The organism is Pseudomonas sp. C11, assembly GCF_034683865.1.
Classification (GTDB): domain Bacteria; phylum Pseudomonadota; class Gammaproteobacteria; order Pseudomonadales; family Pseudomonadaceae; genus Aquipseudomonas.
This window is the reverse complement of the sequence record NZ_JAWIIP010000010.1, coordinates 214,097-239,849: the sequence shown is the minus strand read 5'-3', so window position 1 is coordinate 239,849 and position 25,753 is coordinate 214,097. Positions and strand designations below refer to the sequence as shown.

The window sequence follows — 25,753 nt, the reverse complement described above, 5'->3', positions numbered from 1 at the left end:
GAAGGCTGTGTTGGTCGCGCTTCCAGAATTCCGGGAATGCCCCGGATGAACAACCTACTGAGAGATCACAGCTAGCCATCGCAGCGCAGACCGCCGACACCTACATCAGCATTCGCGGCCTGCAAACCCGTATCGCCGTGGCGCGTCAGCAGGTGAAGACGCAACAGGAGCTGGTGGCCACCATCGAGTTGCTGCAAGGCCAGGGGCTGGCTGCCGAGTTGCAGGTGCATCAGGCCCGCGGCGCACTGGCTCAGGTAAGCGCTTCGGTGCTGGTGCTGGAGGCCGGCTTGGATGCTGCGATGAACGCTCTCGACGTGCTGCTCGGTGCGCAACCTGGTACGTATCGCGCCGAGCTGGCCGGGAGCGAGGCTATCCCGATGACACCGCAGATCGCTGCGAGCGGTACGCCTGGCGACCTGCTGCGTCGCCGGCCCGACCTGATCGTCGCTGAGCGCCGCCTGGCTGCTTCGAACGCCCGCATTGGTGCGGCCATTGCCGAGTACTACCCGAAGTTTTCGCTGAGTGGGCTGATCGGCAGTGCCACGTCGGTGTCCGATGGCAACCTGTTCAGCAGCGGCGCCAGCCAGATGAGTGGCGTGCTGGGGCTGCGTTGGCGCCTGTTCGACTTCGGCCGCATCGATGCCCAGATCGACCTGGCCAAAGGGCAGGAAGCCGAACAACTGGCGGCCTACCGCCTCGTCGCGCTGCGCGCCACCGAGGACGTGGAAAATGCCTTCTCGGCACTGGTCAAGCGTGAGCAGCAGGCCCGTGTGCTGGAGCAGGGCGTGGACTCGCTCAGCCGCGCGCGGCAGGCCTCGTTCGAGGCCTACCAGCAGGGTGTCGTCAGCCTGATCGAAGTGTTGCAGGCCGATGAAAACCTGCTGCGTGCCACCGATGCCCGAGCCCAGGCGCAAACCGAGTCGGCCCGCGCTGGCGTTGCAGCATTCAAGGCGCTGGGCGGTGGCTGGAAAGAGCCCGAGGCGCTTGCGGCCAAGTGATTGCCAGGCGAGTCTGGGGCTCGTTCAGGCGCTTACCCAGCGCTGCCGCGCCCAGCCACTCAAGGCATCGACCGCCAGTACTAGCAGGAGCATGGCCAGGATCACCGTGGCCGCCTGGGCTTCCTGGAACAGGCTGAGACTCATGTAGAGCATCTGTCCCAGGCCGCCGGCGCCGACGAAGCCGAGCACGCTGGCCATGCGGATGTTGTTTTCCCAGCGGTACAGGCTGTAGGCGACCAGTTGTGGCCACACGCCCGGCAGGGTGCCGTAGCAGAAGGCGACGATGCGGCCACCGCCGTTCTCGCGGATGGCGTCGGCAGGCTCGCGTGGGGTGTTTTCCAGCGCCTCGGCGAACAGCCGGCCGAGCACACCGGCGGTGTGCAGGGCCAATGCCAGGGTGCCGGCATTGGGGCCGAGACCGGCGGCCAGCACCATCAAGGCCGCCCAGACCAGTTCGGGAATGGCGCGCATAGCGTTGAGCAATAAACGCGTAGCCTGCAGGGCGAAGCCGCCGAAGCGGCCAGCGGCGGGCAGGGCCAGCGCCAGGCCGAGAACAGCCGCAAGCAGGGTGCCGAGGGCGGACATGGCCAGGGTTTCCAGCGCGCCACGGCCGATGGCCTGCAGGTGCGCGGCGGAGAAGTCCGGCTGCAGAAAGCCGCTGGCGTATTTGCCCATCTGCGTCAGGCTGTCGCCGGCCAGCAGGGAGCCGAGGTCGATGCCCAGGTAGAGGAACGAGGCAACCACTGCGCCGAGAATGGCGGCGAGCAGGATCAGATTGCCGACTCTCATGTCAGCCTCGCGCGCAGCAGGCGGCTGAACTGGTCGGCCAGCAGCACCAGCAGGAGGAAGGTGAGCAGCATGCTGGCCACTTCGCCGCCCGCGAACATGCGCAGCGACAGGTCGATCTGCTGGCCCAGGCCGCCGGCGCCGACGAAGCCCATCACCACCGAGGCGCGGATGGCGCACTCCCAGCGGTAGACGGTGTAGGAGAGCATTTCCCCGGCGGCATTGGGCAGCACGCCGTAGGCGAACGCGGTCAATCGGCCGCTGCCGGCACCGAGCAGGGCGCGGGCAGGGCGCGCGTCGACCGATTCGAAGATTTCCGCATAGACCTTGCCGAGCATGCCGGCGTAGGTGATGGCGATGGCCAGTACCCCGGCGGTAGGGCCGAGGCCGACGGCGCGGACGAACAGCAGTGCCCAGACGATCTCCGGCACGCTGCGCAGGAAGATCAGCAGCCCGCGCACCGGCCAGCGTGCCAGGTTCGCCCACCAGGCCGGGCGGCCACCGCGATGCACGGCCGACAGCGACAGCGCACGGCTGGCCAATAGCGCGGCGGGAATGGCGATCAGCAGCGCCAGGCTCATGCCGGCGGTGGCGATGGCCAGGGTTTCCAGGGTGGCGCGGCCGAGCAGGATGAGGAATTCAGCATCGTGCGCGGGCGGCCAGAATCCAGCGAGGAAGTTGCCCATGGCGCGGGTGTTGTCGCCGTCCACCAACACGACCAGATCCAGCTCGCTCAAGCGCAGGCCCGGCCATAACAACAGCAGCGCCAGCACCGTGATCAGCAGGCGCGGCAGGGCAGCAGGGTCTCGTGGAGCTTTGCTCAGCATCGTGGGATATGCACCGGCTGAGTCGGCGACTGCACGGGCGAGCTGGGCATGGCCTGCAACTGCTCATTGGCGTAGAGCGCTTCCAACTGAGCAGGCTGCACCTTATCGGTCGGCAAGTCGAAGGCGATGCGCCCGTTGCGAATGCCGATGACGCGGGGAAAGTGCGCCAGGGCCAGGTCGACGGCGTGCAGGCTGGCCAGCAGGGTCATGCCACGTTCGGCAGCTTCGCGGTTGAGCACGGCCAGAGTATGGCCGGCCAGCACTGGATCCATGGCCGAGACGGGTTCGTCGGCGAGGATCAGCTCCGGCGCCTGGTACAGCACGCGAGCGATGCCGACGCGCTGCAACTGGCCACCGGAGAGCTGGTCGCAGCGCTGGTAGAACTGCTCACTGATGTCCAGCCGCGCCAGGGCCGCTTGCGCGCCGCTGGCATCGAGTGGGTGAAGCAGGTTGAGCAGGCCCTTGAGCAACGACCATTGGCCAAGCTTGCCAGCGAGCACGGCGGTGACTACACGCTGGCGCGGTGGCAGCGGCGGTGTCTGGTGAATAAGGCCGATACGGGCGCGCAAACGCTGGCGCTGACGAGCCGCCAGGCGCCAGGGGGGGCTTTGCAGCAGGTCGATCTCGCCCTGCGTGGGTTGCAGGCTGGTGGCCAGCAGACGCAGCAGGGTGGTCTTACCGGCACCGGAGGGGCCGATGATGGCGACCCGCTCGCCAGGAACGACGTGCAGATCGATGTTCTCCAGCGCAACCTTGCCGTTGGCGTGGGCCAGGCCCACGCCACGCAGGGTGATGCTCACTTGAGCAGGCCGGCGGCGCGAGCGGCTTCCTCGATACCTTCGTAGTTCTCTGGTTTGGTCTCGATGAAGCGGCTGGCGGCCTGCAGGTCGAGAATCGCCTTGTGCTCCGGCTTGGCCGGGTCGAGGGCGAGGAAGGCGGCCTTGATCTTCGCTTGCAGCGCCGGGTCGAGGCTACCGCGCACCGTCCAGTTGTAGTCGTAGTAGGTCGGTGTGGTGGCGAAAACCTTGACCTTGTCGGTATCGACTTTCTTGGCGTCGACCAGCTTCTGCCACACCGAAGCATTGAGTACGCCTGCGTCGGCCTTGCCGGCTTGCACCCAGGCAGCGGTGGCGTCGTGGGCGCCGGAGTAGGCTACGCGACTGAAAAAGTCTTCCGGCTTGATGCCGTCTTGCAGCATGAAGTAGCGCGGCATCAGGCTGCCGGAGGTGGAAGACACCGAGCCGAAGGCGAAGGTCTTGCCCTTGAGATCCTGCAGCGATTTCACCGCCGGGTCGGAGGTGATGAACTTGCTGGTGAACTCGGCGTCCTGTTCGCGCTGCACCAGCGGTACGGCGTTGCCGGTTTTCAGACGCGCCTGGACGAAAGTGAAACCGCCCAGCCAGGCCATGTCGATACGGTCGGCGGCCAGCGCCTCGACCACGGCGGCGTAGTCGGCCACCGGCACGAACTCCACCTTCATGCCCAGTTCCTGTTCCAGGTAGGCACCCAGCGGCTTGAACTTGCGCAGCAGCTCGGTAGGGGCTTCGTCGGGAATGGCCGAAACCTTGAGGACATCGGCAGCGTGCGCGAATACGGCGGATATGGACAGGGCGATACCGGCGGCGAGCGCCAGGGTGTGCTTGAGCATGTGGAGTTCTCCGGTTCAATGGCGGGGAAGGCGTGCGCAGTATAGTGAGCCATCGCCGTGGTTGCAGCACGCGTGCAGTGAAGCAGGGGTTAAGATGCGGCCTTCGACCCTGTTTCTGGAGTTGTCCGATGACCGCCACGCTGCCCGCCCTGGCTTTCGCCGGTATTGGCCTGATGGGCCTGCCGATGACCCGCCGCCTGCTTGCCGCAGGCTATCCGCTGACCGTCTGGAATCGCTCGCCGGACAAGTGCGCGCCGCTGTTGGCGCAGGGCGCACATCGTGTCGAAAACCCTGCCGAACTGTGTCGCGACGCCAGTGTGGTGATGCTCTGCCTGGCCAATACCGAGGTGGTGCGCGATGTGGTGTTCGGCCCCGGCGGCATAGTCGAAGGCGCGCGGCCTGGTCAATTGCTGGTGGATTTTTCCAGCCTGGAGCCGGCCGCCACCCGCGCGATGGCGGCCGAACTGGAGGCGCGCACCGGCATGCGCTGGGTGGACGCACCGGTGTCCGGCGGCACGCCGGGGGCCGAGGCCGGCACCCTGGCGATCATGGCGGGTGGCCGCGAAGAGGACGTGGAGCGTGCGCGACCTATATTGGCGCACCTGGGCCAGCGTCTGACGCGTATGGGCGAGGTGGGCGCCGGGCAGGTAACCAAGGTGTGCAACCAGATGATCGTCGCCTGCAACGCGTTGGTGATCGCCGAGGTGGTGGCGCTGGCCGAGCGTTCAGGCGTCGATGCCAGCCTGATCGCGCCGGCCCTGGCCGGTGGCTTTGCCGATTCCAAACCGCTGCAGATCCTTGCGCCGCAGATGGCGGCGAGTCAGTTCGAGCCGATCAAGTGGCATGTGCGCACGCTGCTCAAGGATCTCGACACCGCCGTAAAGCTGTCGCACGGACAGGGCAGTGCCACGCCCATGAGCGGCCTGGCCGCGCAACTGATGCGTTTGCACGGTAGCCAGGGCAATCTGGAGCGCGACCCTGCCACTCTGGTGGAGTTATTACGGGAGCAATGCCCATGAAGATCGCTGCCAACCTGTCGATGCTGTTCACTGAACTGCCGCTGCGCGAGCGTGTGCTGGCCGCAATGCGCGCGGGGTTCGAGGGTGTGGAAATCCAGTTCCCTTACGAGCTGCCGGCCATCGCCCTGAAGGAAACGCTGGAACTTAGCGGCCTGCCGTTGGTGCTGATCAACGTGCCGACGGGCGACCTCATGACTGGTGGCCCCGGCCTGGCCGGCGTACCGGCGCGCCAGGCCGAGTTCGACGCTGCCCTGCAGGAGGCACTGAGTTACGCCGCCATGGTGCGCCCGGCCTGCGTCAACGTGCTGCCCGGGCGCCTGGCCGAGGGGCTGAGTCGTGAGCAGGCGCTGGATTGCCTGGTTGCCAACCTGCGCAAGAGTGCCGAGGCCTTCGCTGTACTGGGCATTCGTGTGCTGGTGGAGGCGATCAATCCCATCGACATGCCGGGCTTTCTGATCAACACGCCGGAGCATCTGGATGAGCTGCTGCGTGCGGTGAACCATCCGAATCTGGCGGCGCAGTATGACCTCTACCACATGGCGCGCCAGGATCTGGATGCTGCTGGCGTGCGTTTGTTGGCCGGGCGTATCGGCCATGTACAGTTCGCTGACGTGCCGGGGCGTGGCGCTCCGGGCAGCGGCGAACTGGCTTTCGCGCCGCTGCTGGGCGCCTTGCGTGACAGCGGTTATGACGGTTGGCTAGGCGCCGAGTACAAGCCGGGCGAGCAGGGCACGCGGGCCAGCCTGGGCTGGTTGCAGGTGTTCAGGTCGAATGCGGCCAGTGCTTGAGGGCGCTGCTCAGTGTCGCGGCTAAAGCCCCTCCCACGCTATCGGTGCCGCTGTTGTGGGAGGCGCTTTAGCGGCGATGCCCCTAGAGCCTTGCGGCGATGCGCTCCAGCGGCCGTTCGTGGGGCTGGAACTGTCTGATCAGCTCGTCCAGCGGCACCGGCTTGCTGAACAGGTAACCCTGCACCTGGTCACAGCCGCGCTCCTGCAGGAAGCTCAGTTGCTGCGTCGATTCCACACCCTCGGCAACCACCTTCAGATGCAGGGCATGGGCCATGGCAATGATGGCGTGGACGATCTCGCGATCCTGGCTGGAGTTGGCGATGTCCTGGATGAACGAGCGATCGATCTTCAGGGTGTTGAGCGGTAGGCGGCGCAGGTAGGCGAGGGAGGAATAGCCAGTGCCGAAGTCGTCGATCGACAGGCTCACGCCGAGTGCGCGAATGCTTTCCAGCAGGCCGATGGCACGGTTGATATTGCTCAGCAGGGCGCTTTCGGTTACCTCCAGTTCCAGGCGTTGGGCCGGGCAGCGAGTGTCATTGAGTATCTGCTCGATTCGACCAGGAAGCTGGTCGTTGCCCAGGTTCAGGGCCGAGCAGTTGACGGCCACGTTGAGCTCCGAGTAGCCCAGTTCCGCGAGGTAGCGCAGGTCAAGGCAGGCTTGGGCTAGCACCCAGTCGTCGAGCTGGGCGATGAAGCCATTGGCTTCGGCGATGGCGATGAAACGGTCGGGCGTCAACAGACCGTGCTGCGGGTGCTTCCAGCGCACCAGTGCTTCCAGTTTGGCCAGCTCGCCGGTACGCAGGTCGATGATCGGCTGGTAGTAGAGCAGCAGGTCGGTGCTCTGTTGCAGTGACTGGCGCAGGTCTTCCTCGAGTTGCAGCTCGAAGGACGCTTTCTGCCGCAGGTGCGGGTTGAAGAAATGCACCACGTTGCGTCCGCTGCCCTTGGACTGGTAGAGCGCCAGGTCGGCGTGCTTGAGCAACTCGTCAGCACTGTTGCCGTCCTGGGGGAATAGGCTGATGCCGATGCTGGTGGTCATGACCATCTTGCGTTCGGCCAGGACGATGGGCTCCTTCATCTGCTCCAGCAGACGCAGGGCGAGAACCCGTGGCGCGGTGTTGCTGTCGAGGCTGGCCACCACGCAGAACTCGTCGCCGCCGAAACGCGCGACGATGTCACGCTCGCGCAGGGTGCTGCGGATACGTTGCGCCACCACCCGTAGTAGTTCGTCGCCGGCATCGTGGCCGAGGGTGTCGTTGATACGCTTGAAGTGATCCATGTCGAGGAACATCACCGCCAGGCTGCGCCCGGTGATGGCGTGTTCTTCGAGGGCGGCGGCGAATACCCGGTTGAAACCGCGGCGGTTGAGCAGTTCGGTGAGCGGGTCGAAATGCGCCACCTGCTCCAGCGATGCCCGCGCATGATCCAGTTGCACCAGCAGGGCGTTGACGCGCTGTAGGTCGCGCTCCTTGTCGTCCAGCTTGCGGCCCATCCAGGCGGCGGCCAGGCCCATGCTGAGGATCAGCAATGTGGTGACCGCGACAATCAATACCAGTTGTAAGCTGTTGTCGGCGCTGCGCAGTTGTAGTTCGGTGCCGTCGGGTACGACCAGGTGCAGCGCGGCCATGCCGGTGTAGTGCATGGAGGTAATAGCAGCGCCCATCACCAGCGCGGCGGAGTACTTGAGAGATTGCTGGCGGCGTAGCGAGCCGTAGCGAAAGTACTGGGCCAGCAGCAGCGCGGCGAAGCTCGCCGAGATGGCGATGGCGATGGAAATCACGAACAGCCCACCGTGATAGTAGGCCTGGGCGGGGGAGCGGATGGCCGCCATGCCGCTGTAGTGCATCGCGGCGATGCCGCTGCCGATGATGCAGGCGGCCAGCGCCTGTCGCCTTAGGCTTGGACGTGGCTGGGCCATGCAGTAGAGCGCCAGCAGCGCCGCAGCCAGGGCGACCAGTAGCGACAGTAGGGTAGTGGTGAGGTCGTAATGGATGGCTACCGGCACCTGGAAAGCCAGCATGCCGATGAAGTGCATCGACCAGATGCCACCGGCCAGACACAGCGCACCGACCAGTACCCAGGTCACGCGCATGTTGTGGCGCTGCACGTGATCGAGCTGTTTGGTGATATTCAGTGTGCTGAGGCTGCCTATGGTGGCAATGATGTAGGAGAGCAACACCAGCCAGGGATCATGGCGGCAGTCGAGCAGTAGTTGGCCCTGTGTGGGCAGTGCCTCGAGAAAACGGATCGAAAGTCCTTCCATAGCCACTCCGTCTTGCTTCGTTCAGCTTCTGCGAGTGATAGCCGATGCTGACGTGCATGAAGCGTCGCGGCGCGTGATGGGGCGCTGCCAAAGAGCGTTGGCTGCGGTCATGACCGCAGGTGCCGGGCGTACGGTACTACTCAGGTATCGCGTGACGATCTAACGCGAAACTTATCTGCTCCTTATACGGCACCAGCTCAGTGGAGATTGCCTTGTCACGCCTCACCGCAGCATTTCGTGCTGTGCGGGTATCGGTCCATTAACGGCCCACTATTGGCCTTGTGCCGTGTCGGGGCTCTAACTGGTTCTAGCACGGAAATCGGCAGGTTGCGCACTGACATGGTCATTTCATCTGAGTTTTGCCTGTGCGCCATCGACAGGCATAAACGTAGCGAATGTTCGCAGACACTGCCTGGCAAAGGTTCTAGATTGCAGCCTCCGGCGTTTGGCCGGTGCTGCCAGGGTCGGCGGCATCAGGAGGCCTGGCGCAGATAACGACAAGAGATGACTTGCCATGCAGCCCAACCAGCAAGCTTCGAATGCCTGGCGCATTCTGTTTCTGCTCTTTCTCGCCAACCTGTTCAACTTCTTCGATCGCACCATCCCGGCCATCATCATCGAACCTATACGCTTGGAGTGGGGGCTGAGTGACCTGCAACTGGGGCTGATCGGTACCTCGTTCACTATCGTCTACGCCATCGCCGGTGTGCCGCTGGGGCGCATGGCCGATACCGGGGCGCGGCGCAAAATCATGGGCTGGGGCCTGGCGGCGTGGAGTGGCCTGACCGCGCTCAACGGCCTGGCCTGGAATTTCTGGAGTTTCCTGCTGATCCGCATGGGCGTGGGCATCGGTGAGGCCAGCTACGCCCCGGCGGCCAATTCGCTGATCGGTGACCTCTTTCCCGCGCACAAGCGCGCACGGGCGATGGGTATCTTCATGCTCGGGTTACCGCTGGGTCTGCTGCTGGCCTTTTTCACCATCGGTGCCATGGTGCAGACCTTCGATAGCTGGCGTGCGCCCTTTGTGATCGCCGCCGTGCCGGGGCTGATCCTTGCCGTATTCCTGTTATTTATTCGTGAACCGGCGCGTGGTGCGGCCGAAAGTACCCAGGTCAGCTCGGATCCGGTGGACAAGCCCATCCGCAAGGTGCTGGCGATTCGCACCTTCTGGTGGCTGGTACTGGCGGGGCTGGCGTTCAACTTCGCCACCTATGCCTGCAATTCCTTCCTGGTGCCGATGTTGCAGCGCTACTACGGCCTGACGCTGCATAACGCAGCGATGGCGACTGGGGTGATCGTCGGCCTGACCGGGCTGGTCGGCCTGACCCTGGGCGGCTGGGTAGCGGACAAGGTGCACCAGCGTTGGACCAATGGGCGCCTGTTGCTGGGGGCTTTCAGCATGCTGGTCGGCTGCTTGTGCACTGGCTGGGCGCTGCTCGCAGGGCGCATCGACACGGCGCTGTTCGTCGGCGTATTCAGCCTGGGCTGGCTGTTCGCCTACAACTTCTACACCTGCGTGTATACGGCGATCCAGGATGTGATCGAGCCGCGTCTACGGGCCACGGCGATGGCGCTGTATTTCGCCGGCCTGTACCTGCTGGGCGGCGGTCTTGGCCCGGTAGCCGTGGGCTGGCTGTCGGATCACTACGCCAAGGCAGCCATGCACGCCGCAGGGGGCGAGGAGATGACGGAAGCCTTCAAGGCTGTCGGCTTGCATGATGCGATGCTGCTGATTCCGGTGGCTCTGCTGCTGACTCTGCTGGCGCTGTTGCAGGCGGCGCGGTGCTTCCAGCAGGACGCCCTGTGCATGCGTGAAAGCATGGATCAGGCCGTGCCGGCCTGATCCGGAGAAGGGGGCGTTGCCCCCTTTGTCTTACTTTTTGGGAGTACCTGCGTGCTTCGCTGGCAGAGCTGCACGTCGGGGGATTCTAGGGGGGCGTTGTGGTGCCAGGCCTGACATGGCCCGGCGGACTGTTCGCTGGCGCTACGAGCGGCCGGTGTCCCGATCCGCTCTACGCGGCTGATTCAGGGAACCAGCAGGATCTTGCCGTCTCGCTCGCCACTGGCGGCCGCGGCTATCGCATCCTTGATATGTGCCAGGTCATAGGTGGCCGCCACGCGGGTCTTCAGCTTGCCGCTGGCGATCAACTGCACCAGTTCGCCGAATACCTTCATCTGCTGCGCTTGGCTGGCCTGCTGGAACCATTTGGCCAGCCAGAAGCCGCGCAACGTCACGTCACGGAACACGAAGGATGCAGGCGAGACCTGGCAGGCCTGGCCGCTCATCATGCCGTAGTTGACTAGTACAGCGCCGTTGCTCAGGGCGGCGGCCAGGTGATCGGTGCTGACGCTACCAACCGCATCGATCCCCAGGCGCACTTCGGCACCTCCCGTGGCTTCGCGTACACGCTTGGCCAGACTCGGGCCGTCGACCAGTACCACATCGCCACCTTCGGCCTGCACGGCTGCCACGGCCGACTCACGACGTACCACGTTGATGGTCTTGAAGCCGCGCAGCTTGGCCAGCTGGATCAGGTAACTGCCGACACCCGAGTTGGCGGCGTTCTGGATCACCCAGTCACCGGGCTTGAGATCGACGAATTCGCTCAGCAACAGCGAGGCGGTCGGTGGATTAACAGTGAGCATCGCCAGTTGCTGCGGATCGGCATCCGGCAGCGGGATGAGCTTGTCTGCCGGCGCGTTCATGGCGCTGACCCAGGTGCCGCAGCCCACCGGCAGCAGCACGATCTGGCCGACCTTGAGGTGGCTGACGCCTTCGCCGAGCGCTTCCACACGACCGACCCCTTCGTTGCCGCCAACGGCTGGCAGCGGCGGCAGCATGCCGTAGGCGCCGGTCAGCGTGAGCACATCGGAGGGGTTGATCGGCGCGGCTAGCACTTTCACCCGTACCTGGCCGGTAGCGGGTTCGGCCAGCGTCAGTTCGACGGCTTCGATCACGTCTTGCGGAACGGGGCCACGGCGTTGGTATTCGGCTTTGAGCATGGTGTTCTCCTGGCAGATACGAATGTGTCGAGCCAGTCTAGCCGTGATGGTGCAAAGCGGAATGAATCCTCCCGCATCCAATTTTGTTATGAAGGTGCAGAGCCAGCTATGCTCACTCCGAACGAGTGCGGGGTAAGGCATGTACAAATGGTGGTTAGGGGTACTGCTGCTATGGTTGGCAGCTATGGTGCCAGCGCAGGAGTTGCACGTTGGTTTTGGCACCAACAAGCCGCCCTACGTGTTCGAGGGCGAGCCGCGAGGGCTGGAGTACGACCTAGTCAGCCGTGCGGCACATAATGTTGGTTTCGAGGTGACGGCCCACTACGCACCGATGGAGCGCCTGCACCTGATGCTTCGGCGTGGCGAGATCGATGCCATTACCACCACCAACTACGGCAGTGGCGTCGAGGCGCACTACTCGCAGGTGTATATCCACTACCACAACGTCGCAGTGGCCTTGGCCAGCCGCGGTTATCGCATCGAGACTATTGCCGATCTCTCTCGTCATTCGATCAGTACCTTCCAGCGCGCGCGTTTGCTGATGGGGCCAGAGTTCGAGCGCATGGCGCTGAACAACCCGCGCTACCGCGAGGAAGCTCAGCAGATCAATCGTAACCGTCTGCTTTATAGCGGCCGTATCGATGTCGTGGTTGGTGATGAACGCATCATTCGCTATTTCGACCGGTTGGTAGCTGACCAGGTCGATATCACGCAGCCACTGACCTGGTACGAGATTTTTCCCCCGACGCCCTATCGCGTCGGCTTTCGCCTAGATACTCAGCGCCAACGTTTCGACGAAGGGCTGCGTCAGTTGCGCGAGAGTGGCGAATATGAGCGGATCATTGAGCGCTATCAGGAACGCTGAAACCTGGCGAAACCTTTGCGTGGCTGCCTCTTCACTCGCGCTGTAGCACCCTAGTGCGCTCGTCTCTAGCGCACAGGAGCCGCCGCGATGCCTCGTTCGATTTCTTTCGCAAGCCTTGCACTGATTGCCCTGTTCGGCGCCTCGCCCGTTCTGGCGCAGGATCGGCAACTGCCCAGTGAACTCGGCCCATTGCAGGTGCAGACTGTGGCCGAGGGGCTGGCCAACCCCTGGGCTGTGGTCTTTCTGCCGGATCAGCAGGGATTTCTGGTCAGCGAGCGGCCGGGCCACCTGCGTCGTGTGAGTCCCGATGGTGCTCTGTCCGAGCCCTTGCGTGGTGTGCCGGAGGTCTATGCCTCGGGGCAGGGCGGGCTGCTTGATGTCGTGCTCTCGCCAACGTTCAGCGAAGATCGTCTGGTCTATCTGTCCTACGCGGAAGCCGGTGATGGCGCAGCAGGCACGGCCGTCGGGCGTGGGCGACTGTCGAACGAGGTCGATGCGCTGGAGGATTTTCAGGTGATCTTCCGTCAGCAACCCAAGCTGTCCAGCGGCGCGCATTTCGGCTCGCGTCTGGTATTCGACCGCGACGGTCACCTGTTCATCGCCCTGGGCGACAACAACCAGCGACCCACCGCGCAGGATCTCGACAAGCTGCAGGGCAAACTGGTGCGTATCTACCCCGATGGGCGCATCCCTGAAGACAACCCTTTCGTCGGCCAGGCCGGCGTGCGGGCGGAAATCTGGTCTTATGGCCACCGTAACCAGCAGGGCGCCGCGCTCAATCCCTGGACGGGAGCGCTGTGGACGCACGAACATGGCCCGCGCGGGGGCGATGAAATCAATATACCCGAGGCCGGCAAGAACTATGGCTGGCCGCTGGCCACGCATGGCATCAACTATTCGCTGCTGCCGATTCCCGAGGCCAAGGGCGAGACGGTCGAGGGCACCGAGGCAGCGCATCATGTCTGGGCAAAATCACCGGCGATCAGTGGCATGGTCTTTTACGATGCACAGCGCTTTGCGGCCTGGCAGCACAACCTGTTCATCGGTGCACTGGCAGACCAGGCGCTGATTCGCCTGCAACTCGATGGTGATCGGGTGGTGCACGAGGAGCGTCTGCTGCAGACGCTCGGCGCACGGGTGCGTGACGTACGGCAGGGGCCGGACGGCTATCTCTACGTACTGACGGATGCACCCCGTGGCCAGTTGTTGCGCCTGGGGTTGGCGCAGTAGCACGGCTTACTTGCGGCTGATGGTGATCTGCCGCGTGCCACCGGCCTGCTGGCCGCTGACGCCTTTGGCGATCTGCTGGATCTCACCGCCGCCATTGAGGAAGGCGGCAATCTGTGCATCCAGCGATTCACGAGTGGCCACGGCCGCTTCGGGTTTGCTGCTTTTGCCGGAGGAGGATTTTACGCGCAGGGTAGCCATGAGCTTTCTCTGTCTTTTCGATGGGCGGCCGGCCATTGTGCCTGAACGGGGGCATTTTTGCTCGGTTGATTGCCATCGCCCTGCTGCGACAGGCGTGCCGAATCAGCAGAAAAACCTGGCTGATCAGTCAGTTGAGTCGTTTCTGACCGGCTGTCGAATAATGTTGTAGACGGCCCGATGATGGCTCAACTGGTTTAGAATGCCCGGCTGTTTTGATGAGGTGAAAAACGATGGCCTTGATTGGGCGGATGAATTCTTTGCAGGTGGTCAAACACACCGACTTCGGGCTGTACCTCGATGGCGGCGCCGATGGCGAAATCCTCCTGCCCAAACGCTACATACCCAAGGACACGCCCAGCGAAGTCGATGACTGGCTCAATGTGTTCATCTACTTCGACAGCGAAGACAAGCTGATCGCCACCACGCAAAAGCCGAAGATCCAGCTTGGTGAATTCGCCAGCCTCAAGGTCGTCGACATCAACCGCATCGGCCTGTTCCTCGACTGGGGCCTGGCCAAGGATCTGTTGCTGCCACACTCCGAGGAAAAGCGTCCATTGCAGGTTGGCGATTACTGCGTGGTCTACCTCTATCTGGACAAGCGTACCCGCCGCCTGACTGCTACGGCGCGCCTGGATCGCTATCTCGACCAGACCCCTGCGCCATACCTGGCTGGCCAGGAAGTCGACCTGCTGGTCGCCGAACGCACCGACCTGGGTTTCAAGGCCATCATCAACGGCAAGCACTGGGGCCTGATTCACAAGAACGAATTATTCAAGTTCGTGCGCAGCGGCATGCGCGAAAAGGGCTACATCAAGGAAATGCGTGACGACGGCAAGATCAGCCTCAGCCTTCAGCCAATCGGTCGCGAAGCCGCCACCGGCCTAGCCGAGCAGATCCTCGAACGCCTGCGCGAGCAGGGCGGCGTGCTGGCCCTGAGCGACAAGAGCCCGCCGGAAGCGATCACCGAGCAGTTCCGGGTCAGCAAGGGCAACTTCAAGAAGGCCATCGGCGGCCTCTACAAGGGAGGGCGAATCCGCATTCACGACGACCGCATCGAACTGCTGAAAGGTTGATGCAGCCACGTCTTGAGTCCAGCCGCGCCAACTCGCATAATGCGCCGGTCTTCTTGCCGGTGTAGCTCAGTTGGTAGAGCAGCGCATTCGTAATGCGAAGGTCGCAGGTTCGACTCCTGTTTCCGGCACCATAAAAATCAAAGGGTTAGCTTCGGCTAACCCTTTGTCGTTTCTGGCAAGCTGTCAGTACATCAGGTTGTAGCTGACGTAGCCGAGCATGCCGAAGGCGAAGAGGAAGATGCCGTATACCGGCCAGAGGCTACCCTGCTGGGAGGCGCTATGCGCTTCGAGGATTTGCTGGGCCTGGCGTTGCAGGTGGGTAGGCGGCTGGGATTTTTTCAGGGGGCGGATGATTTTCACCACCTTCTGGTTTTGAGGTGCGATCGTTTCGGTGCGTGGCGATGCACTGAAGTTGTCCCAGGACGGTCGCTTGCCGATGCGGCTCGGTTCGTCTCGGTACCATTCGCGGCTATCCATGCCCATTTGTGCCTCCTGGCTAAGTGCTATCACGGGTGTCGCAATGCTACAGAACGGCGTTAAAAAAGCTAGCAATATGTGACGTGGTCGAGGTTCTGCTGGTGAGCCATATGCCGAAACCTTTTTGTCCCTGGCGGTCAAAGCTTGGAGGCAGGTCGTTTTTCAACGCTCCGTTACAGGAGGGATCTATGTCATTTCGCGTTGGGTTGATGCTTGCATTGTGCGTGTATGGTGCGGCGGCTATGGCGGCAGAGCCACAGACGATTCGGGTGATCCCCAAGAGTTATGTGAGCCCGGGTGCCAGTGGTAGCGTTTCCGAGTCGGTGCAGTACGAGCGACACGATCTGTATGGCGGGCAGCGCTTGCCGCAGGGCAGTGTGCGCCAGGAAAGCGGCTATGGCAGTTACTCCAGCGAGACGCGTGGCAGTATCCGGCAAAGCACCGAATACCCGGGTGGGCTGATCATCGAGCGTCAGCCTGGATCCGGTTCCTATCAGCAACAGCGCAGTCGCTAGGCTTCGGTGGGAATGGCCTGGGTCGTGCTGTCGATGATTGCGCGATTGCGTCCCTCGCTCTTCGCCCGATAGAGGCTTGCGTCGGCGCGTTGCAGCCAGTTCTCCCAATGCTCGTCGCTGCGCAGCAGGGCGCCGCCAATGGATACGGTGACGCTCCCCGCCGGGCTTTCCAGTTCTTCCGCGACCCGCCTGAGCAGATGTTGGGCAGCGCTGTGCAGGCCGCTCGCCTCTGTGTTGGGCAGGAGTAGCAGGAATTCCTCACCGCCGAAGCGGAACAACCGGTCTTCCTTGCGCGAGCTGCGTTGGATCAGTTCGACGAACGCGACCAGCACCTGGTCGCCTACCTGATGACCGAAACGGTCGTTGATCTGCTTGAAGTGATCCAGATCCATCACCAGCAGGCCAAAGCTGTGCTGATGACGGCGATGGCTGGACATGGCGATCTTCAGCTCGTCGTTCATCGCGCGTCGGTTGCGGGCGCCGGTCAGCGGATCCTGAATGGCCATCAGTTGCAGCCGATCGCGCTGCGTGCGGGTGCGGAAGGCGAAGATGAAACTGAGCATGCTGGCCATCATGCCGGTGACCAGGAACGACACCATCTGATAGTGACTTTCGAATACGCTGCCCGGTACCAGCAGGGCGTGGCTAACCAGGCCGCCCAGTACCAGCAGGGTCGCCAGCAGGGCCTTGCCAGGCGTAACCATGAAGAAGTTGAAGAGGATCAGCGGGTAGATCCAGAACAGGCCGTTGATCCCCAGATTGATGGCGATCAGGGTGGCGCCGAGCGAGAACACGGCTGCCAGATAGATCCCCGGCTTGACCGTGTCGCGGGTTATCCAGGCGTAGAGCACGGCAATCAGTGTGGAGCAGACGATGATGGTGTCGGCGATACCCACCAGATAGTTGCCGGTCAGCAGACGGTACGCGGCATAAGGGGAAATGCCGATGATGCCGAACAGCCCCATCAGGCTGATGATCGACAGCTGGAAGTCGTTGCGCAGGCGCTTGAGCAAGCGTGCGAATTGAGTGGCCATGGCACTTCTTTCGTTGTTATGCGGGCAAGCATGCAGAGCTTGGCCATGCGCTGGCAAGGGGTTTTCCTGATCAAAGTGCCAGCATTTACGCCGTTGTGCCAGGGTGTCAGTGGATGCGCAGGGCAATCAGCGGTTTGCTGCGCTGGTAGCGAAGCAGGCGTTGTTGCAGTTCGGCAGGCAGCGCGTGACAGGGGCTGAATCCCAGACGCTGGTAGAACGCGAGCAGGTTGGGGTGGCAGAACAGCCAGATTGGTTCAGGGTGCGTCTGCAGTGCGTGCGCCGTGAGCGTCGAGGCCAAACCCTGGCCGCGTAACGCAGGCGTGACGAACAGTCCGGTCAGCCATTGGCCATCCGCAACGCGGCGAAGGTTGAGGGCCGCGACGATTTCACTGCCATCCTGCGCGACCCAGCATTCATCTCCGCTCTGGCTGCGCATGGGCGAGCGGTGCTGGCGGTAGAACTTGTCGACCAGCGGGCGCAATGGGATGGGTAGCAGGCGGCAGGTTGGCATGCAGATAGCGCCTGGCAACGTCGCGAGACGAAGCCAGGCGCACAGGCGCTTAGAGTTGGCGCTTGAGTTCGGCGATATGCTCGGGGCCGATGCCGCAGCAGCCGCCCAGCATGCTCGCGCCACGCTGGCGCCAGTCCTTGGCCCAGACCAGATAGCCTGGCGGATCGAGGTCTTCGCGCAGTTCATCCAGGCCGTCATTGGCCTTGGCGTCCTTGGGTTGCGGCGGGAAGGCATTGGCATAGGCGCCGAGGGTGACGTCCACGCCCAGGCGGGCGAAGGTTTCACGGGCGACATCGATGGCCGCACCGATCACTTCCGGCTGGCTGCAGTTGAACAGCAGGTGCTGCACGCCGAGGCTGGCCGTGGCTTCGGCCGCTTCGCTCAGTGCTTCTCCGGAGCGCAGGCGCGGCACATCATCAACACCATCGTCCTGCAGGGTAAAGGATACCCAGAACGGCTTGCCGTCTTGCGGCAGCAGGGCATGGGTAGCGCGCACCTCGGCAATGGAACTCTGGGTTTCGGCCAGCCACAGGTCGACATGCGGGGCGAGGCCCTGCAGCAGTGGCGTGAGGATTTCGCTGACGCGTTGCGGTTGGAACAGATCCGGCCGGTAGGAGCCGAACAGCGGCGGTAGCGAGCCGGCTACACGCACCTTATGAGCGCTGGCATCGGCTGCGCTGCGCGCCAGGCGGCCTGCGGTGTCGGCCAGGCTCAGGCCTTCGGCGGCAAAGCGCTCCTCACCGATATGGAAGGGCACGACGGCGTAGCTGTTGCTGGTGATGACCTGAGCGCCGGCCTCGATGAACGCCGTATGAGCGGCAATCACGGCCTCCGGTGCTTCGGTCAGGGCCAGAGCCGACCATTCCGGCTGGCGAAAGGGCGCGCCACGGCGCTGCAGCTCTCGGCCCATGCCGCCATCGAGGATAACCAAAGGCTTGTCGTGCATATAAGATCCGAATATATCAATATGAATAGAATTCACTTCTTGGATGCCGTTTATAACTATTTAATACGCCATCCTTTTGCCTATCTATTGTTCAGGTATTTCCATGCGTTTGCCAACCTTGCTCAGTGCGACTTTGCTCGCGGCGACCTTTACCACCCAAGCCCTGGCCGGCGAGATCCTCGATCGCGTGCAGTCGAAGCAGGAAATGGTCAACGTCCTGATGGAAAGCTACCCGCCGTTCTCCTTCCTCAACGAGCAGAACCAGCTCGATGGCTTCGACGTGGACGTGGCCAAGGCCGTGGCCGAGAAGCTCGGGGTCAAGGTGCGTTTCGAAACGCCGTCCTGGGATGTGATCGCCGCAGGCCGCTGGAATGGCCGCTACGACATCTGCATCTGCTCGATGACGCCGAGCCAGGCGCGCGCCGAGGTTTTCGACTTCCCGGTGGAATACTACGCCTCGCCGGCGGTGATCGTGGTCAACGCCAAGGATGAGCGCATTCACTCGGCCAAGGATCTCAATGGCCTCAAGGTCGGTGTGATCAGTGCTTCCAGCTACGAGAGCTACCTGAACAAGGGGCTGGTGATCGAAGGGGACGAGGATCGCAAGATCGATTACCCGTTCGACTTCGTGCAGGCCGCCCCTTATGACACCGAGAACGTTGCCTTCCAGGATCTGGCCCTGGGTGCCGGTGTGCGCCTGGATGCCGTACTGACCAATCTGGTGACGGCGCAGGCGCGCCTGCAGCAGGACAACCGCTTCAAGCTGGCAGGTGCAGCGTTGTACGAAGAACCCAACTCGGTGGCCATCGAGAAGGGCGATGCCGAATGGGACGCCAAGGTGCGTCAGGCATTCGCCGAGCTCAAGGCAGACGGCACGCTGACGCGTCTGTCGCAGAAGTGGATCGGTGCCGACATCAGTAAATGAGTGATCAGCAATCTACCCGGGGCCAGCCCCAGGACGGGGTTGGCTTCGACCTGTTCGGTTTCCGTTCGCGCCTGTACCTGACCTGGCTGGCGCTGTTCGTCCTGTTCGTCGCCTTCTTCCTCAGCTTCGACCTGAAGTTCTCCATCATCGTGGAGAAGTTCCCCTATCTGGCGGGCTTCAAGCTTGGCCCGAACGGCTTCCTGCAGGGCGCGGCGCTGACGCTGTTCCTGTGCCTGTGCTCGATCGTGGTGTCACTGCTACTCGGTTTCGCGGCTGCCCTGGCGCGGCTGTCGAACAGTGCGGTGCTGGTCGGTGTTGCCAGCTTCTACACCTCGTTCTTCCGTGGCACGCCGCTGATGATCCAGATTCTGCTGATCTACCTCGGTCTGCCACAGATTGGCGTGGTGCCGGGGGCGATCAGTGCCGGCATCATCGCGCTGTCGCTGAACTACGGCGCCTACCTGAGTGAGATCTTCCGCGCCGGCATCATCGCTGTGCCTTCCGGCCAGCGCGAGGCCGCCATAGCGATGGGCATGCGCCCGGCGCAGATCTTCTTCCACATCGTTCTGCCGCAGGCCATGCGCACTATCATCCCGCCCACGGCCAACCAGTTCATCTCGATGCTCAAGGACTCGTCCCTGATCTCGGTGATGGGCGTCTGGGAAGTGATGTTCCTGGCCCAGTCCTATGGCCGCTCCAGCTACCGGTATCTGGAGATGCTGACCACCGCAGCGGTGATCTACTGGGTACTGTCGATCCTGCTGGAGTTGCTGCAGGCGCGCCTGGAGCGGCACTTCTCGCGCGGCTACCAGCGCTGACTCAGGCCGGTGCCAGCGGGCGGCGCTCGGCGCGGATCTCCGGCAGGTCGCTGCGCCGCAGGTAAACGCGCAGCGGCTCGCTGAGGTTCACCCGGTCGTCGATACGCTGTTCCTGCAGCCAGGCCAGACGCTGGCGATCCAGGCGCATCAGGCCGGCATCGTCAGCCTGCCAGACATGCTCGCAAGTCGGTGTGATGGTGTCGGCCGGCACGTCGAGGCCGAAGCTGTCTTCGGAGAAACGCAGCAGGTACTGGCTGGTCTTGGCGTTGAAACCGACGAAACCTTGCAACTGGTCGGCGGCCTGGCAGATCAGGGTGGACGTGATACTCATGGCAAACCTCGCGGACTGTGGGTTTGCACGCAAAGAGAATGGTTCTGGTTATCGGCACAGCCTAACGGCTCGCGCCCTCGCTAGCCTTGCCGTGGATCAAAAAATTGCCGGGAGCCATTTTTGACGTCGCTTGCGATGGCCAGCAGGTTTGCCGCCAAGGATGGCAGGAGCCATTTCTGGGTCGCTGGCGTCTGCCGGGTTGGGGAACGCTTCAAGAACGGCGTTGCAAGGCCGGCAGCACATGCTCGCGCAGTAGCGGCGCCAGGTCATCGGGCAGTGGCTGTGTGCTGTCGAGCCAGCGCAGCTCCTCCAGCTCGGCGGCTGCCTGCACGGCATGGGGCAGGGCGGCGCGGTAGATATCCGCTTGCAGCCAGGTATCGGCTTCGTTGGCGGCTGGGGCCTGGAACTGGCCGAGCGGTTCTAGCGCAGCGTCCTCCAGTTGCAGCTCAAGCTCTTCGTGCAATTCACGCTTTAGCGCCGACAGTGCATCTTCACCGGGCTCGCGCTTGCCCCCTGGCAGCATGAAGAAGCGAGTGTTGCGCTTGCGTACCAGCAACAGGCGACCTTGTTCATCGAACAGGCAGGCAGCGGCGATATGCAGGGTGGTTTTCATGGGGCAGGCACTGAACTGATGGCGTCTCTGACGAAGCCGGACAAGGCACGTTGCCAAGCTTCGCCCCGGGGCGGGGCTCCCACAGGGGAGTCTGACAGAGGCGCCCCATCCAGGGCGCCTGGTAAGTATCAGCCGGCGAGGCCGACGTAGACGTTCTGCACGTCGTCGTGACCGTCGATGGCCTCGAGGAAGGCTTCGACTTCTTCCATCTGCTCCGGGGTCAGGCTGGTCACCGGGTTTTTTGGACGGTAGCCGAGCTTGGCCGAGTTGACGGTGAAGCCTTGCTCCGGCAATGCCTTGCACACGGCGTCGAGGTCGGTCGGATCGGTGATGAACAGGGTCGCGCCCTCGTCATCCGGCACGAAGTCCTGGGCACCGGCTTCGATGGCGGCCAGTTCCGGGTCGGCATCGCTATCAGTGCTGGCCTCGATCAGGCCGACGTGGTCGAAATCCCAGCTCACCGAACCAGAGGCACCGAGCTGGCCCTTGCGGAACAGCACGCGGATCTCGGCGACGGTACGGTTGACGTTGTCGGTCAGGCACTCGACGATCAGCGGCACCTGATGCGGGGCGAAACCCTCGTAAAGAGTGCGCTCGTAGTTGACCACTTCACCAGACAGCCCGGCGCCTTTCTTGATGGCGCGGTCGAGCGTGTCCTTGGGCATCGAGGCTTTCTTGGCCTGATGGATGGCCAGGCGCAGTTTGGGGTTCATGTCCGGGTCGGCGCCGTTACGCGCAGCGATCATGATTTCCTTCACCAGCTTGCCGAAGATCTTGCCTCGGGCATTGGCGGCGGCTTCTTTGGGTTTGGCTTTCCACTGGGCGCCCATCTGGGGGTCTCCTGGCCGAGAAGTGAATCGGCGTCAGGCCCGGGTGCGCCTGACGATCGGATAGGGTGCGGATTCTAGTGCCTTGCGCGGCTGTCGGCACCTGCAATTTCCGTTGGTCTAGGCGTAACGCCAGATCAACTGCACACCGGCCAGCAGAATGCCCAACCGCGCGATGCGGTAGAACCACAGATGGTTGACCCGGGCTTGCAGCCAGAGGCCGCTCCAGACGCCCAGCGGCACGATGGGGGCGAGCATCAGACTGAGCAGCAGGTTTTCCTGGGTGAACTGGCCCAATGCCGCGTAGGGCAGCAGCTTGGCGGCGTTGGTCAGCAGGAAGAACAGGTTGATGGTGGCGACGAAGCGCACCTTGTCCAGTTGCTGTGGCAGCAGGTGCATCATCACTGGCGGGCCGCCGGCGTGGGCGACGAAGCTGGTGAAGCCGGCCAGGCTCGACAGCAGTACACCGCGGCCGCTCTGCAGCGGTCTTGGCGTCTGGTTACTGGCCAGCAGGCCGAGGCCGACGAAGCTGATGGCAATGCCGCCGATCAGCAGGCCGATGGCGCGCTCGTCGAAGAAACCGAAGGTCAGCGAACCGATGGCGATGCCAATCACCGCGCCGGGCAGCATCACCTTGAGGTTGGCTGTGTCCCATTTGCCCCAGTAGGCTTTCAGTCCCACCACGTCGGCCAGGCAGAGAATCGGCAGCATCACCGCAACGGCCTGTTTCGGGGAGGTGGCCAGGGCCAGCAGGGGCACGGCGATGCCGCCAAGGGCGCCGCCGAAGCCGCCTTTGGACAGGCCGGTGAGAAAGATCGCCGGCAGCGCGAAGAGCAGGAAATCATGCAGGGTCATGGTCGGCAGGGCGCAGCGAAGGAGGGCGCAGGTTAGCAGTCAGGCGTACCTGTGTGGTTTTTTTCATGACCGACTGTGTCTGTCGGCAGTGACCGTCTTGTTGCTCTAATGCGGGCTCATTCAGTGCGAGGCCTGTGTTCATGTCACCCAGGGATTTGTTGTTGGCAGTGTTGGTGATCGTGGTCTGGGGCCTGAACTTCGTGGTGATCAAGGTCGGGCTGCACGGTATGCCGCCAATGCTCTTGGGCGCATTGCGCTTTCTGCTCGCGGCCTTTCCCGCCATCCTCTTCGTGCGTCGCCCACAGGTGCCGTTGCGCTGGATGCTGGCCTACGGCCTGACCATATCGCTGGGGCAGTTCGCCTTTCTCTTCTATGCGATGCATGTCGGCATGCCGGCTGGGTTGGCCTCGCTGGTGCTGCAGTCGCAGGCGTTCTTCACCTTGTTCTTTGCCGCACTCTTTCTTGGCGAGCGCCTGCGTGGGAGCAACCTGTTCGGGCTGCTGGTGGCTGCAGCCGGGCTGGCGCTGATTGGCCTGCAGGGTGACCAGATGATGACCCTGGCCGGGTTTGCCCTGACCATCGCGGCCGCCTCGATGTGGGCGTTGGGCAACGTGGTCACGCGCAAGCTGGGCAAAGTCAATCTGGTGGGCCTGGTGGTGTGGGGAAGTCTGGTTCCGCCGCTGCCCTTCCTCGGGCTGTCGCTGTGGCTGGACGGGCCGCAGGTGATCGCCGATTCGCTGCGTCATTTCAGCCTGGACTCGGCGTTGGTGCTGGCCTACCTGGCATTTGGCGCGACCATTCTCGGCTATGGCTTGTGGAGCCGGTTGCTGTCGCGTTATCCGGCCAGCCAGGTGGCGCCGTTCTCGCTGCTGGTGCCGGTGGTGGGCATCAGTTCATCGGCGCTGCTGCTGGACGAGCGCCTGGGCAGCCTGCAGATGCTAGGCGCCGCGCTGGTCATGGGCGGTTTGCTGATCAACGTCTGGGGCGGACGTCTGCTCGACCGCTGGCGTCGCCGCACGCCAGGCACCGCCTGACGTGCGTATGTACTGTCAGCTTTCCTGACGCTTTTCGGGCAGACGCTCGAGGATCAGATCCAGGCGTTGCTGAATGCGCTGATCGATCTTCTCGTGCAGGCGCATGATTTCCAGCTCGGCGCGCAGGTTGACCTCGAAGTCGAGGCTGGCGGCCAGGCGATCCTTCGCCGCCTGGCGGTTCTGACTCATCATGATGATCGGCGCCTGAACCGCGGCCAGGGTCGACAGCATCAGGTTGAGGAAGATGTAGGGGTAGGGGTCGAAAGCCATGCCGAAGTGCGCGAGCACGTCGGTGTTGATCAGCATCCAGCCGAGCATGGTCAGCGAGAAGCAGAGGATGAAGGTCCAGGAGCCACCGACCGCCGCGACCTTGTCGGAGAGGCGCTCGCCGAGCGTCGACTCTTCGTCCGAGGCATCGGCCGCGTCGCGACTGATTGGGCGACGCTGACGAATCTGTTCCAGTACGTGGCTTTCTTCCGGTTCCAGTTCATGCACGGCCTTGCCGAGCAGGTTCTGAGCGAGCTGTTGCAGTGGATTGGGGGTGTGGTCGTTCATCGTGTCCAGACTTCCGGGCCGAGGGCATGGCGCCGATGCTGAACCTTAACCGGTGGTCTTGTCACGCTCTTCGGCATCGGGCGCGCTGGCGTTCTCGATGCGGTTGCGGCCCTTGGCCTTGGCGTCGTAGAGCGCCTTGTCGGCGGCCCCGATCAGGGACTCGGTGGTGGAACCATGCGCTTGGCCTGGTACGAGGCTGGCCAGGCCGATGCTGGCCGTGACCCGTTCGAAGGGGCTGGCCTGGTGCGAGAGATTGGCCTGTGCCAGGTTGTGCATGAAGGTTTCAGCCACGGCCTGTGCGCCTTGCGGGTCGGTGTTGGGCAGGATGACGGCCATTTCTTCGCCGCCATAGCGTGCTGCCAGATCACCTGGGCGGCGCACGCATTGCTTGAGCTGCTCGGCTACTGCGCGCAGGCAGGCATCACCGGCGACATGGCCATAGCGGTCGTTGTAACGCTTGAACAGGTCGATATCCATCAGCAGCAGCGACAGCGGCGAGTTGCGCCGCTGCGCGCGGCGGATTTCCACCTCCAGGGTCTGATCGAAGCTGCGGCGGTTGGCCAGGCCGGTCAAGGCATCCTGGGAGGCGAGCACTTCCAGGCGGCTGTTGGCATCGAGCAACTCCTCACGTGCGCTGCGCAGTTGGCGTTCGGCGCGCGAACGACGGCGGATGTCGATCAACAGGCGGCTGCCGATGATTGCCACGCTTACCACTAGAATCAGGATCAGCGTGGCGAACAGCTGAGCGTCGTGACGCCAGGACGCCAGTGCTTCGTCACGGCCTCGAGCGACGACGGTAATCAGTGGTAGTCGTTCATTGCGGCGCGCAGCGTACAGGCGCTTCACCCCGTCGATGCGTGACGAACTCTCGATGACGCCTTCGCCGCTGATCCGAAGCTGCTGAAGTATCGGAGAGTTGGACCAGTTCAGGCCGACATCCTGCTCGCGAAACGGGTAGCGGAACAGCAGCTTGTTGTCACTCGTGGAGAGGCTCACCGAGCCTTGCGTACCGACATCGAGCCGGCCGAACAGACGCAGGAACTGTTCCACGCCCAGGGTGACCGCCACCACGCCATCGAACTGGCCTTCGGCGTTCTGCAGGCGCCGGCTGACGGTGAAGACCCACTCGCCGCTGAGCCTGCTCTTGATGGTCGGGCCGATGAAGAGGGCATCCGAGGGATCGTCTCGATGATGGATGAAGAAGGCTCGATCCGCACCGTTGGGGGGGGATGGGTTGAGCGTTCCGCTCGAGCTGAGCAGGCGATTGCCCTGTGCGTCGTAAATGATGATGGTGCGCGATGGCCCCAGCACCTTGATCTGCTCGTGTAGGACGTTTTCCAGGCGGGCGAGTTGAGCCGGACTGCGGCCGTCTTGCTGCAGGCGTTCCACCAGTTCGAGCAAGACCAGTTCGGACTGGCGGATGACACCTTCGCTGTAGTTGTCCAGTGCCTGCGCCAGATTCAGATTGCTGACGTTCAGCTCGTGCAGGGCGCGTTCGCGCGAGAACCAGACTTGCCACGTCGTCAGCGCCGCCAGGGACAGGCAGATGACGACCAGCAACAGTGAGGTGAGGCGGATACCGCGTCTCATGAAGGAAGCCCGGAGCCCTGCGAG

Annotated in this window: 28 protein-coding genes and 1 tRNA gene; 12 read left to right on the top strand and 17 right to left on the bottom strand. The window is 63.3% G+C overall.

Features of this window, described 5'->3' with window-relative positions; genetic code table 11:
* Positions 1-998, top strand: a 998-nt coding sequence (locus VC352_RS17725; RefSeq protein WP_322980838.1) for a TolC family protein, incomplete at its 5' end; no start/stop codon positions are given.
* Between the two features lie 24 nt (positions 999-1,022).
* Here VC352_RS17725 and phnE read toward each other — a convergent pair.
* From phnE to VC352_RS17705, 4 genes are read right to left on the bottom strand one after another with little or no spacing between them, the layout of a single operon-like run.
* Positions 1,023-1,787 carry a phosphonate ABC transporter, permease protein PhnE gene (gene phnE / locus VC352_RS17720; RefSeq protein WP_322980837.1) on the bottom strand — a complete coding sequence of 255 codons (765 nt, stop codon included), beginning with the start codon at positions 1,785-1,787 and terminating at the stop codon, positions 1,023-1,025.
* Positions 1,784-2,611 carry an ABC transporter permease gene (locus VC352_RS17715; protein WP_322980836.1) on the bottom strand — a complete coding sequence of 276 codons (828 nt, stop codon included), beginning with the start codon at positions 2,609-2,611 and terminating at the stop codon, positions 1,784-1,786. Before VC352_RS17715 ends, phnE begins: the two co-directional genes overlap by 4 nt.
* The gene (locus VC352_RS17710; RefSeq protein WP_322980835.1) at positions 2,605-3,411 is read right to left on the bottom strand and encodes a phosphonate ABC transporter ATP-binding protein; all 807 of its coding nucleotides are present in this window, start codon (positions 3,409-3,411) and stop codon (positions 2,605-2,607) included. The genes VC352_RS17715 and VC352_RS17710 overlap by 7 nt, the downstream gene beginning before the upstream one ends.
* Entirely contained in the window at positions 3,408-4,259 is an 852-nt protein-coding gene (locus VC352_RS17705; RefSeq protein ID WP_322980834.1) for a putative selenate ABC transporter substrate-binding protein, read from the bottom strand. The genes VC352_RS17710 and VC352_RS17705 overlap by 4 nt, the downstream gene beginning before the upstream one ends.
* Positions 4,260-4,387: 128 nt before the next feature.
* Here VC352_RS17705 and VC352_RS17700 point away from each other — a divergent pair, with 128 nt between their 5' ends.
* Positions 4,388-5,278 (top strand): NAD(P)-dependent oxidoreductase, encoded by an 891-nt coding sequence (locus VC352_RS17700; RefSeq protein WP_322980833.1) that lies wholly within the window; start codon positions 4,388-4,390, stop codon positions 5,276-5,278.
* The gene (locus VC352_RS17695) at positions 5,275-6,066 is read left to right on the top strand and encodes a hydroxypyruvate isomerase family protein (RefSeq protein WP_322980832.1); all 792 of its coding nucleotides are present in this window, start codon (positions 5,275-5,277) and stop codon (positions 6,064-6,066) included. The genes VC352_RS17700 and VC352_RS17695 overlap by 4 nt, the downstream gene beginning before the upstream one ends.
* 82 nt (positions 6,067-6,148) lie before the next feature.
* Here VC352_RS17695 and VC352_RS17690 read toward each other — a convergent pair whose 3' ends face one another.
* Positions 6,149-8,329, bottom strand: coding sequence for a putative bifunctional diguanylate cyclase/phosphodiesterase (locus tag VC352_RS17690; RefSeq protein WP_322980831.1), 2,181 nt, complete (start codon positions 8,327-8,329; stop codon positions 6,149-6,151).
* Positions 8,330-8,843: 514 nt separating this feature from the next.
* Here VC352_RS17690 and VC352_RS17685 point away from each other — a divergent pair.
* Positions 8,844-10,172, top strand: coding sequence for an MFS transporter (locus VC352_RS17685; RefSeq protein ID WP_322980830.1), 1,329 nt, complete (start codon positions 8,844-8,846; stop codon positions 10,170-10,172).
* Between the two features lie 182 nt (positions 10,173-10,354).
* On the opposite strand, the gene VC352_RS17680 is transcribed toward VC352_RS17685, so the two are convergent.
* Positions 10,355-11,332 carry a zinc-dependent alcohol dehydrogenase family protein gene (locus VC352_RS17680; protein WP_322980829.1) on the bottom strand — a complete coding sequence of 326 codons (978 nt, stop codon included), beginning with the start codon at positions 11,330-11,332 and terminating at the stop codon, positions 10,355-10,357.
* Positions 11,333-11,516: 184 nt separating this feature from the next.
* On the opposite strand from VC352_RS17680, the gene VC352_RS17675 reads away from it, so the two are divergent.
* Both VC352_RS17675 and VC352_RS17670 read left to right on the top strand, forming a co-directional pair.
* Entirely contained in the window at positions 11,517-12,197 is a 681-nt protein-coding gene (locus VC352_RS17675) for a substrate-binding periplasmic protein (protein WP_322980846.1), read from the top strand.
* A gap of 87 nt (positions 12,198-12,284) precedes the next feature.
* A complete protein-coding gene (locus VC352_RS17670; RefSeq protein ID WP_322980828.1) occupies positions 12,285-13,427 on the top strand; it encodes a PQQ-dependent sugar dehydrogenase in 1,143 nt (380 codons plus the stop codon).
* A gap of 6 nt (positions 13,428-13,433) precedes the next feature.
* Here the strand turns inward: VC352_RS17670 and VC352_RS17665 are convergent, their stop codons facing one another.
* On the bottom strand, positions 13,434-13,625 hold the full coding sequence (locus tag VC352_RS17665) for a hypothetical protein (RefSeq protein ID WP_322980827.1): 192 nt from the start codon (positions 13,623-13,625) through the stop codon (positions 13,434-13,436).
* Positions 13,626-13,855: 230 nt separating this feature from the next.
* Between VC352_RS17665 and VC352_RS17660 the strand changes: the two genes are divergently transcribed.
* Together VC352_RS17660 and VC352_RS17655 are read left to right on the top strand one after the other, a co-directional pair.
* Positions 13,856-14,698, top strand: coding sequence for a S1 RNA-binding domain-containing protein (locus VC352_RS17660; RefSeq protein ID WP_322980826.1), 843 nt, complete (start codon positions 13,856-13,858; stop codon positions 14,696-14,698).
* A gap of 55 nt (positions 14,699-14,753) precedes the next feature.
* Positions 14,754-14,829, top strand: a tRNA-Thr gene (locus VC352_RS17655).
* Between the two features lie 52 nt (positions 14,830-14,881).
* Here VC352_RS17655 and VC352_RS17650 read toward each other — a convergent pair.
* Complete coding sequence (locus VC352_RS17650) at positions 14,882-15,175, bottom strand: hypothetical protein (protein WP_322980825.1); 294 nt, start codon at positions 15,173-15,175, stop codon at positions 14,882-14,884.
* A gap of 188 nt (positions 15,176-15,363) precedes the next feature.
* On the opposite strand from VC352_RS17650, the gene VC352_RS17645 reads away from it, so the two are divergent.
* Positions 15,364-15,690 (top strand): hypothetical protein, encoded by a 327-nt coding sequence (locus VC352_RS17645; RefSeq protein ID WP_322980824.1) that lies wholly within the window; start codon positions 15,364-15,366, stop codon positions 15,688-15,690.
* Here VC352_RS17645 and VC352_RS17640 read toward each other — a convergent pair.
* The 3 genes from VC352_RS17640 to VC352_RS17630 form a co-directional block, all read right to left on the bottom strand.
* The gene (locus VC352_RS17640) at positions 15,687-16,724 is read right to left on the bottom strand and encodes a GGDEF domain-containing protein (protein ID WP_322980823.1); all 1,038 of its coding nucleotides are present in this window, start codon (positions 16,722-16,724) and stop codon (positions 15,687-15,689) included. The genes VC352_RS17645 and VC352_RS17640 overlap by 4 nt on opposite strands.
* A 106-nt stretch (positions 16,725-16,830) precedes the next feature.
* The gene (locus VC352_RS17635; protein WP_322980822.1) at positions 16,831-17,235 is read right to left on the bottom strand and encodes a GNAT family N-acetyltransferase; all 405 of its coding nucleotides are present in this window, start codon (positions 17,233-17,235) and stop codon (positions 16,831-16,833) included.
* Positions 17,236-17,284: 49 nt separating this feature from the next.
* Positions 17,285-18,181, bottom strand: a complete 897-nt coding sequence (locus VC352_RS17630; protein WP_322980821.1) for a homocysteine S-methyltransferase family protein — start codon at positions 18,179-18,181, stop codon at positions 17,285-17,287.
* Positions 18,182-18,284: 103 nt separating this feature from the next.
* Between VC352_RS17630 and VC352_RS17625 the strand changes: the two genes are divergently transcribed.
* Both VC352_RS17625 and VC352_RS17620 read left to right on the top strand, forming a co-directional pair.
* Positions 18,285-19,106 (top strand): ABC transporter substrate-binding protein, encoded by an 822-nt coding sequence (locus tag VC352_RS17625; RefSeq protein WP_322980820.1) that lies wholly within the window; start codon positions 18,285-18,287, stop codon positions 19,104-19,106.
* The gene (locus VC352_RS17620) at positions 19,103-19,924 is read left to right on the top strand and encodes an amino acid ABC transporter permease (protein ID WP_322980819.1); all 822 of its coding nucleotides are present in this window, start codon (positions 19,103-19,105) and stop codon (positions 19,922-19,924) included. Before VC352_RS17625 ends, VC352_RS17620 begins: the two co-directional genes overlap by 4 nt.
* Before the next feature lies 1 nt (position 19,925).
* Here VC352_RS17620 and VC352_RS17615 read toward each other — a convergent pair whose 3' ends face one another.
* The 4 genes from VC352_RS17615 to VC352_RS17600 form a co-directional block, all read right to left on the bottom strand.
* A complete protein-coding gene (locus VC352_RS17615; protein WP_322980818.1) occupies positions 19,926-20,255 on the bottom strand; it encodes a DUF2025 family protein in 330 nt (109 codons plus the stop codon).
* A gap of 211 nt (positions 20,256-20,466) precedes the next feature.
* Entirely contained in the window at positions 20,467-20,868 is a 402-nt protein-coding gene (locus VC352_RS17610) for an NUDIX domain-containing protein (protein WP_322980817.1), read from the bottom strand.
* A gap of 128 nt (positions 20,869-20,996) precedes the next feature.
* Positions 20,997-21,698, bottom strand: a complete 702-nt coding sequence (locus tag VC352_RS17605; protein ID WP_159972704.1) for a YebC/PmpR family DNA-binding transcriptional regulator — start codon at positions 21,696-21,698, stop codon at positions 20,997-20,999.
* Positions 21,699-21,815: 117 nt separating this feature from the next.
* On the bottom strand, positions 21,816-22,550 hold the full coding sequence (locus VC352_RS17600) for a sulfite exporter TauE/SafE family protein (protein WP_322980816.1): 735 nt from the start codon (positions 22,548-22,550) through the stop codon (positions 21,816-21,818).
* Positions 22,551-22,690: 140 nt separating this feature from the next.
* Between VC352_RS17600 and VC352_RS17595 the strand changes: the two genes are divergently transcribed.
* A complete protein-coding gene (locus VC352_RS17595) occupies positions 22,691-23,584 on the top strand; it encodes an EamA family transporter (protein WP_322980815.1) in 894 nt (297 codons plus the stop codon).
* 15 nt (positions 23,585-23,599) lie between these two features.
* Here VC352_RS17595 and VC352_RS17590 read toward each other — a convergent pair whose 3' ends face one another.
* Together VC352_RS17590 and VC352_RS17585 are read right to left on the bottom strand one after the other, a co-directional pair.
* The gene (locus VC352_RS17590) at positions 23,600-24,139 is read right to left on the bottom strand and encodes a DUF1003 domain-containing protein (RefSeq protein WP_322980814.1); all 540 of its coding nucleotides are present in this window, start codon (positions 24,137-24,139) and stop codon (positions 23,600-23,602) included.
* A 45-nt stretch (positions 24,140-24,184) separates the two neighbouring features.
* A complete protein-coding gene (locus VC352_RS17585) occupies positions 24,185-25,729 on the bottom strand; it encodes a sensor domain-containing diguanylate cyclase (protein ID WP_322980813.1) in 1,545 nt (514 codons plus the stop codon).
* Positions 25,730-25,753: the final 24 nt, after the last annotated feature.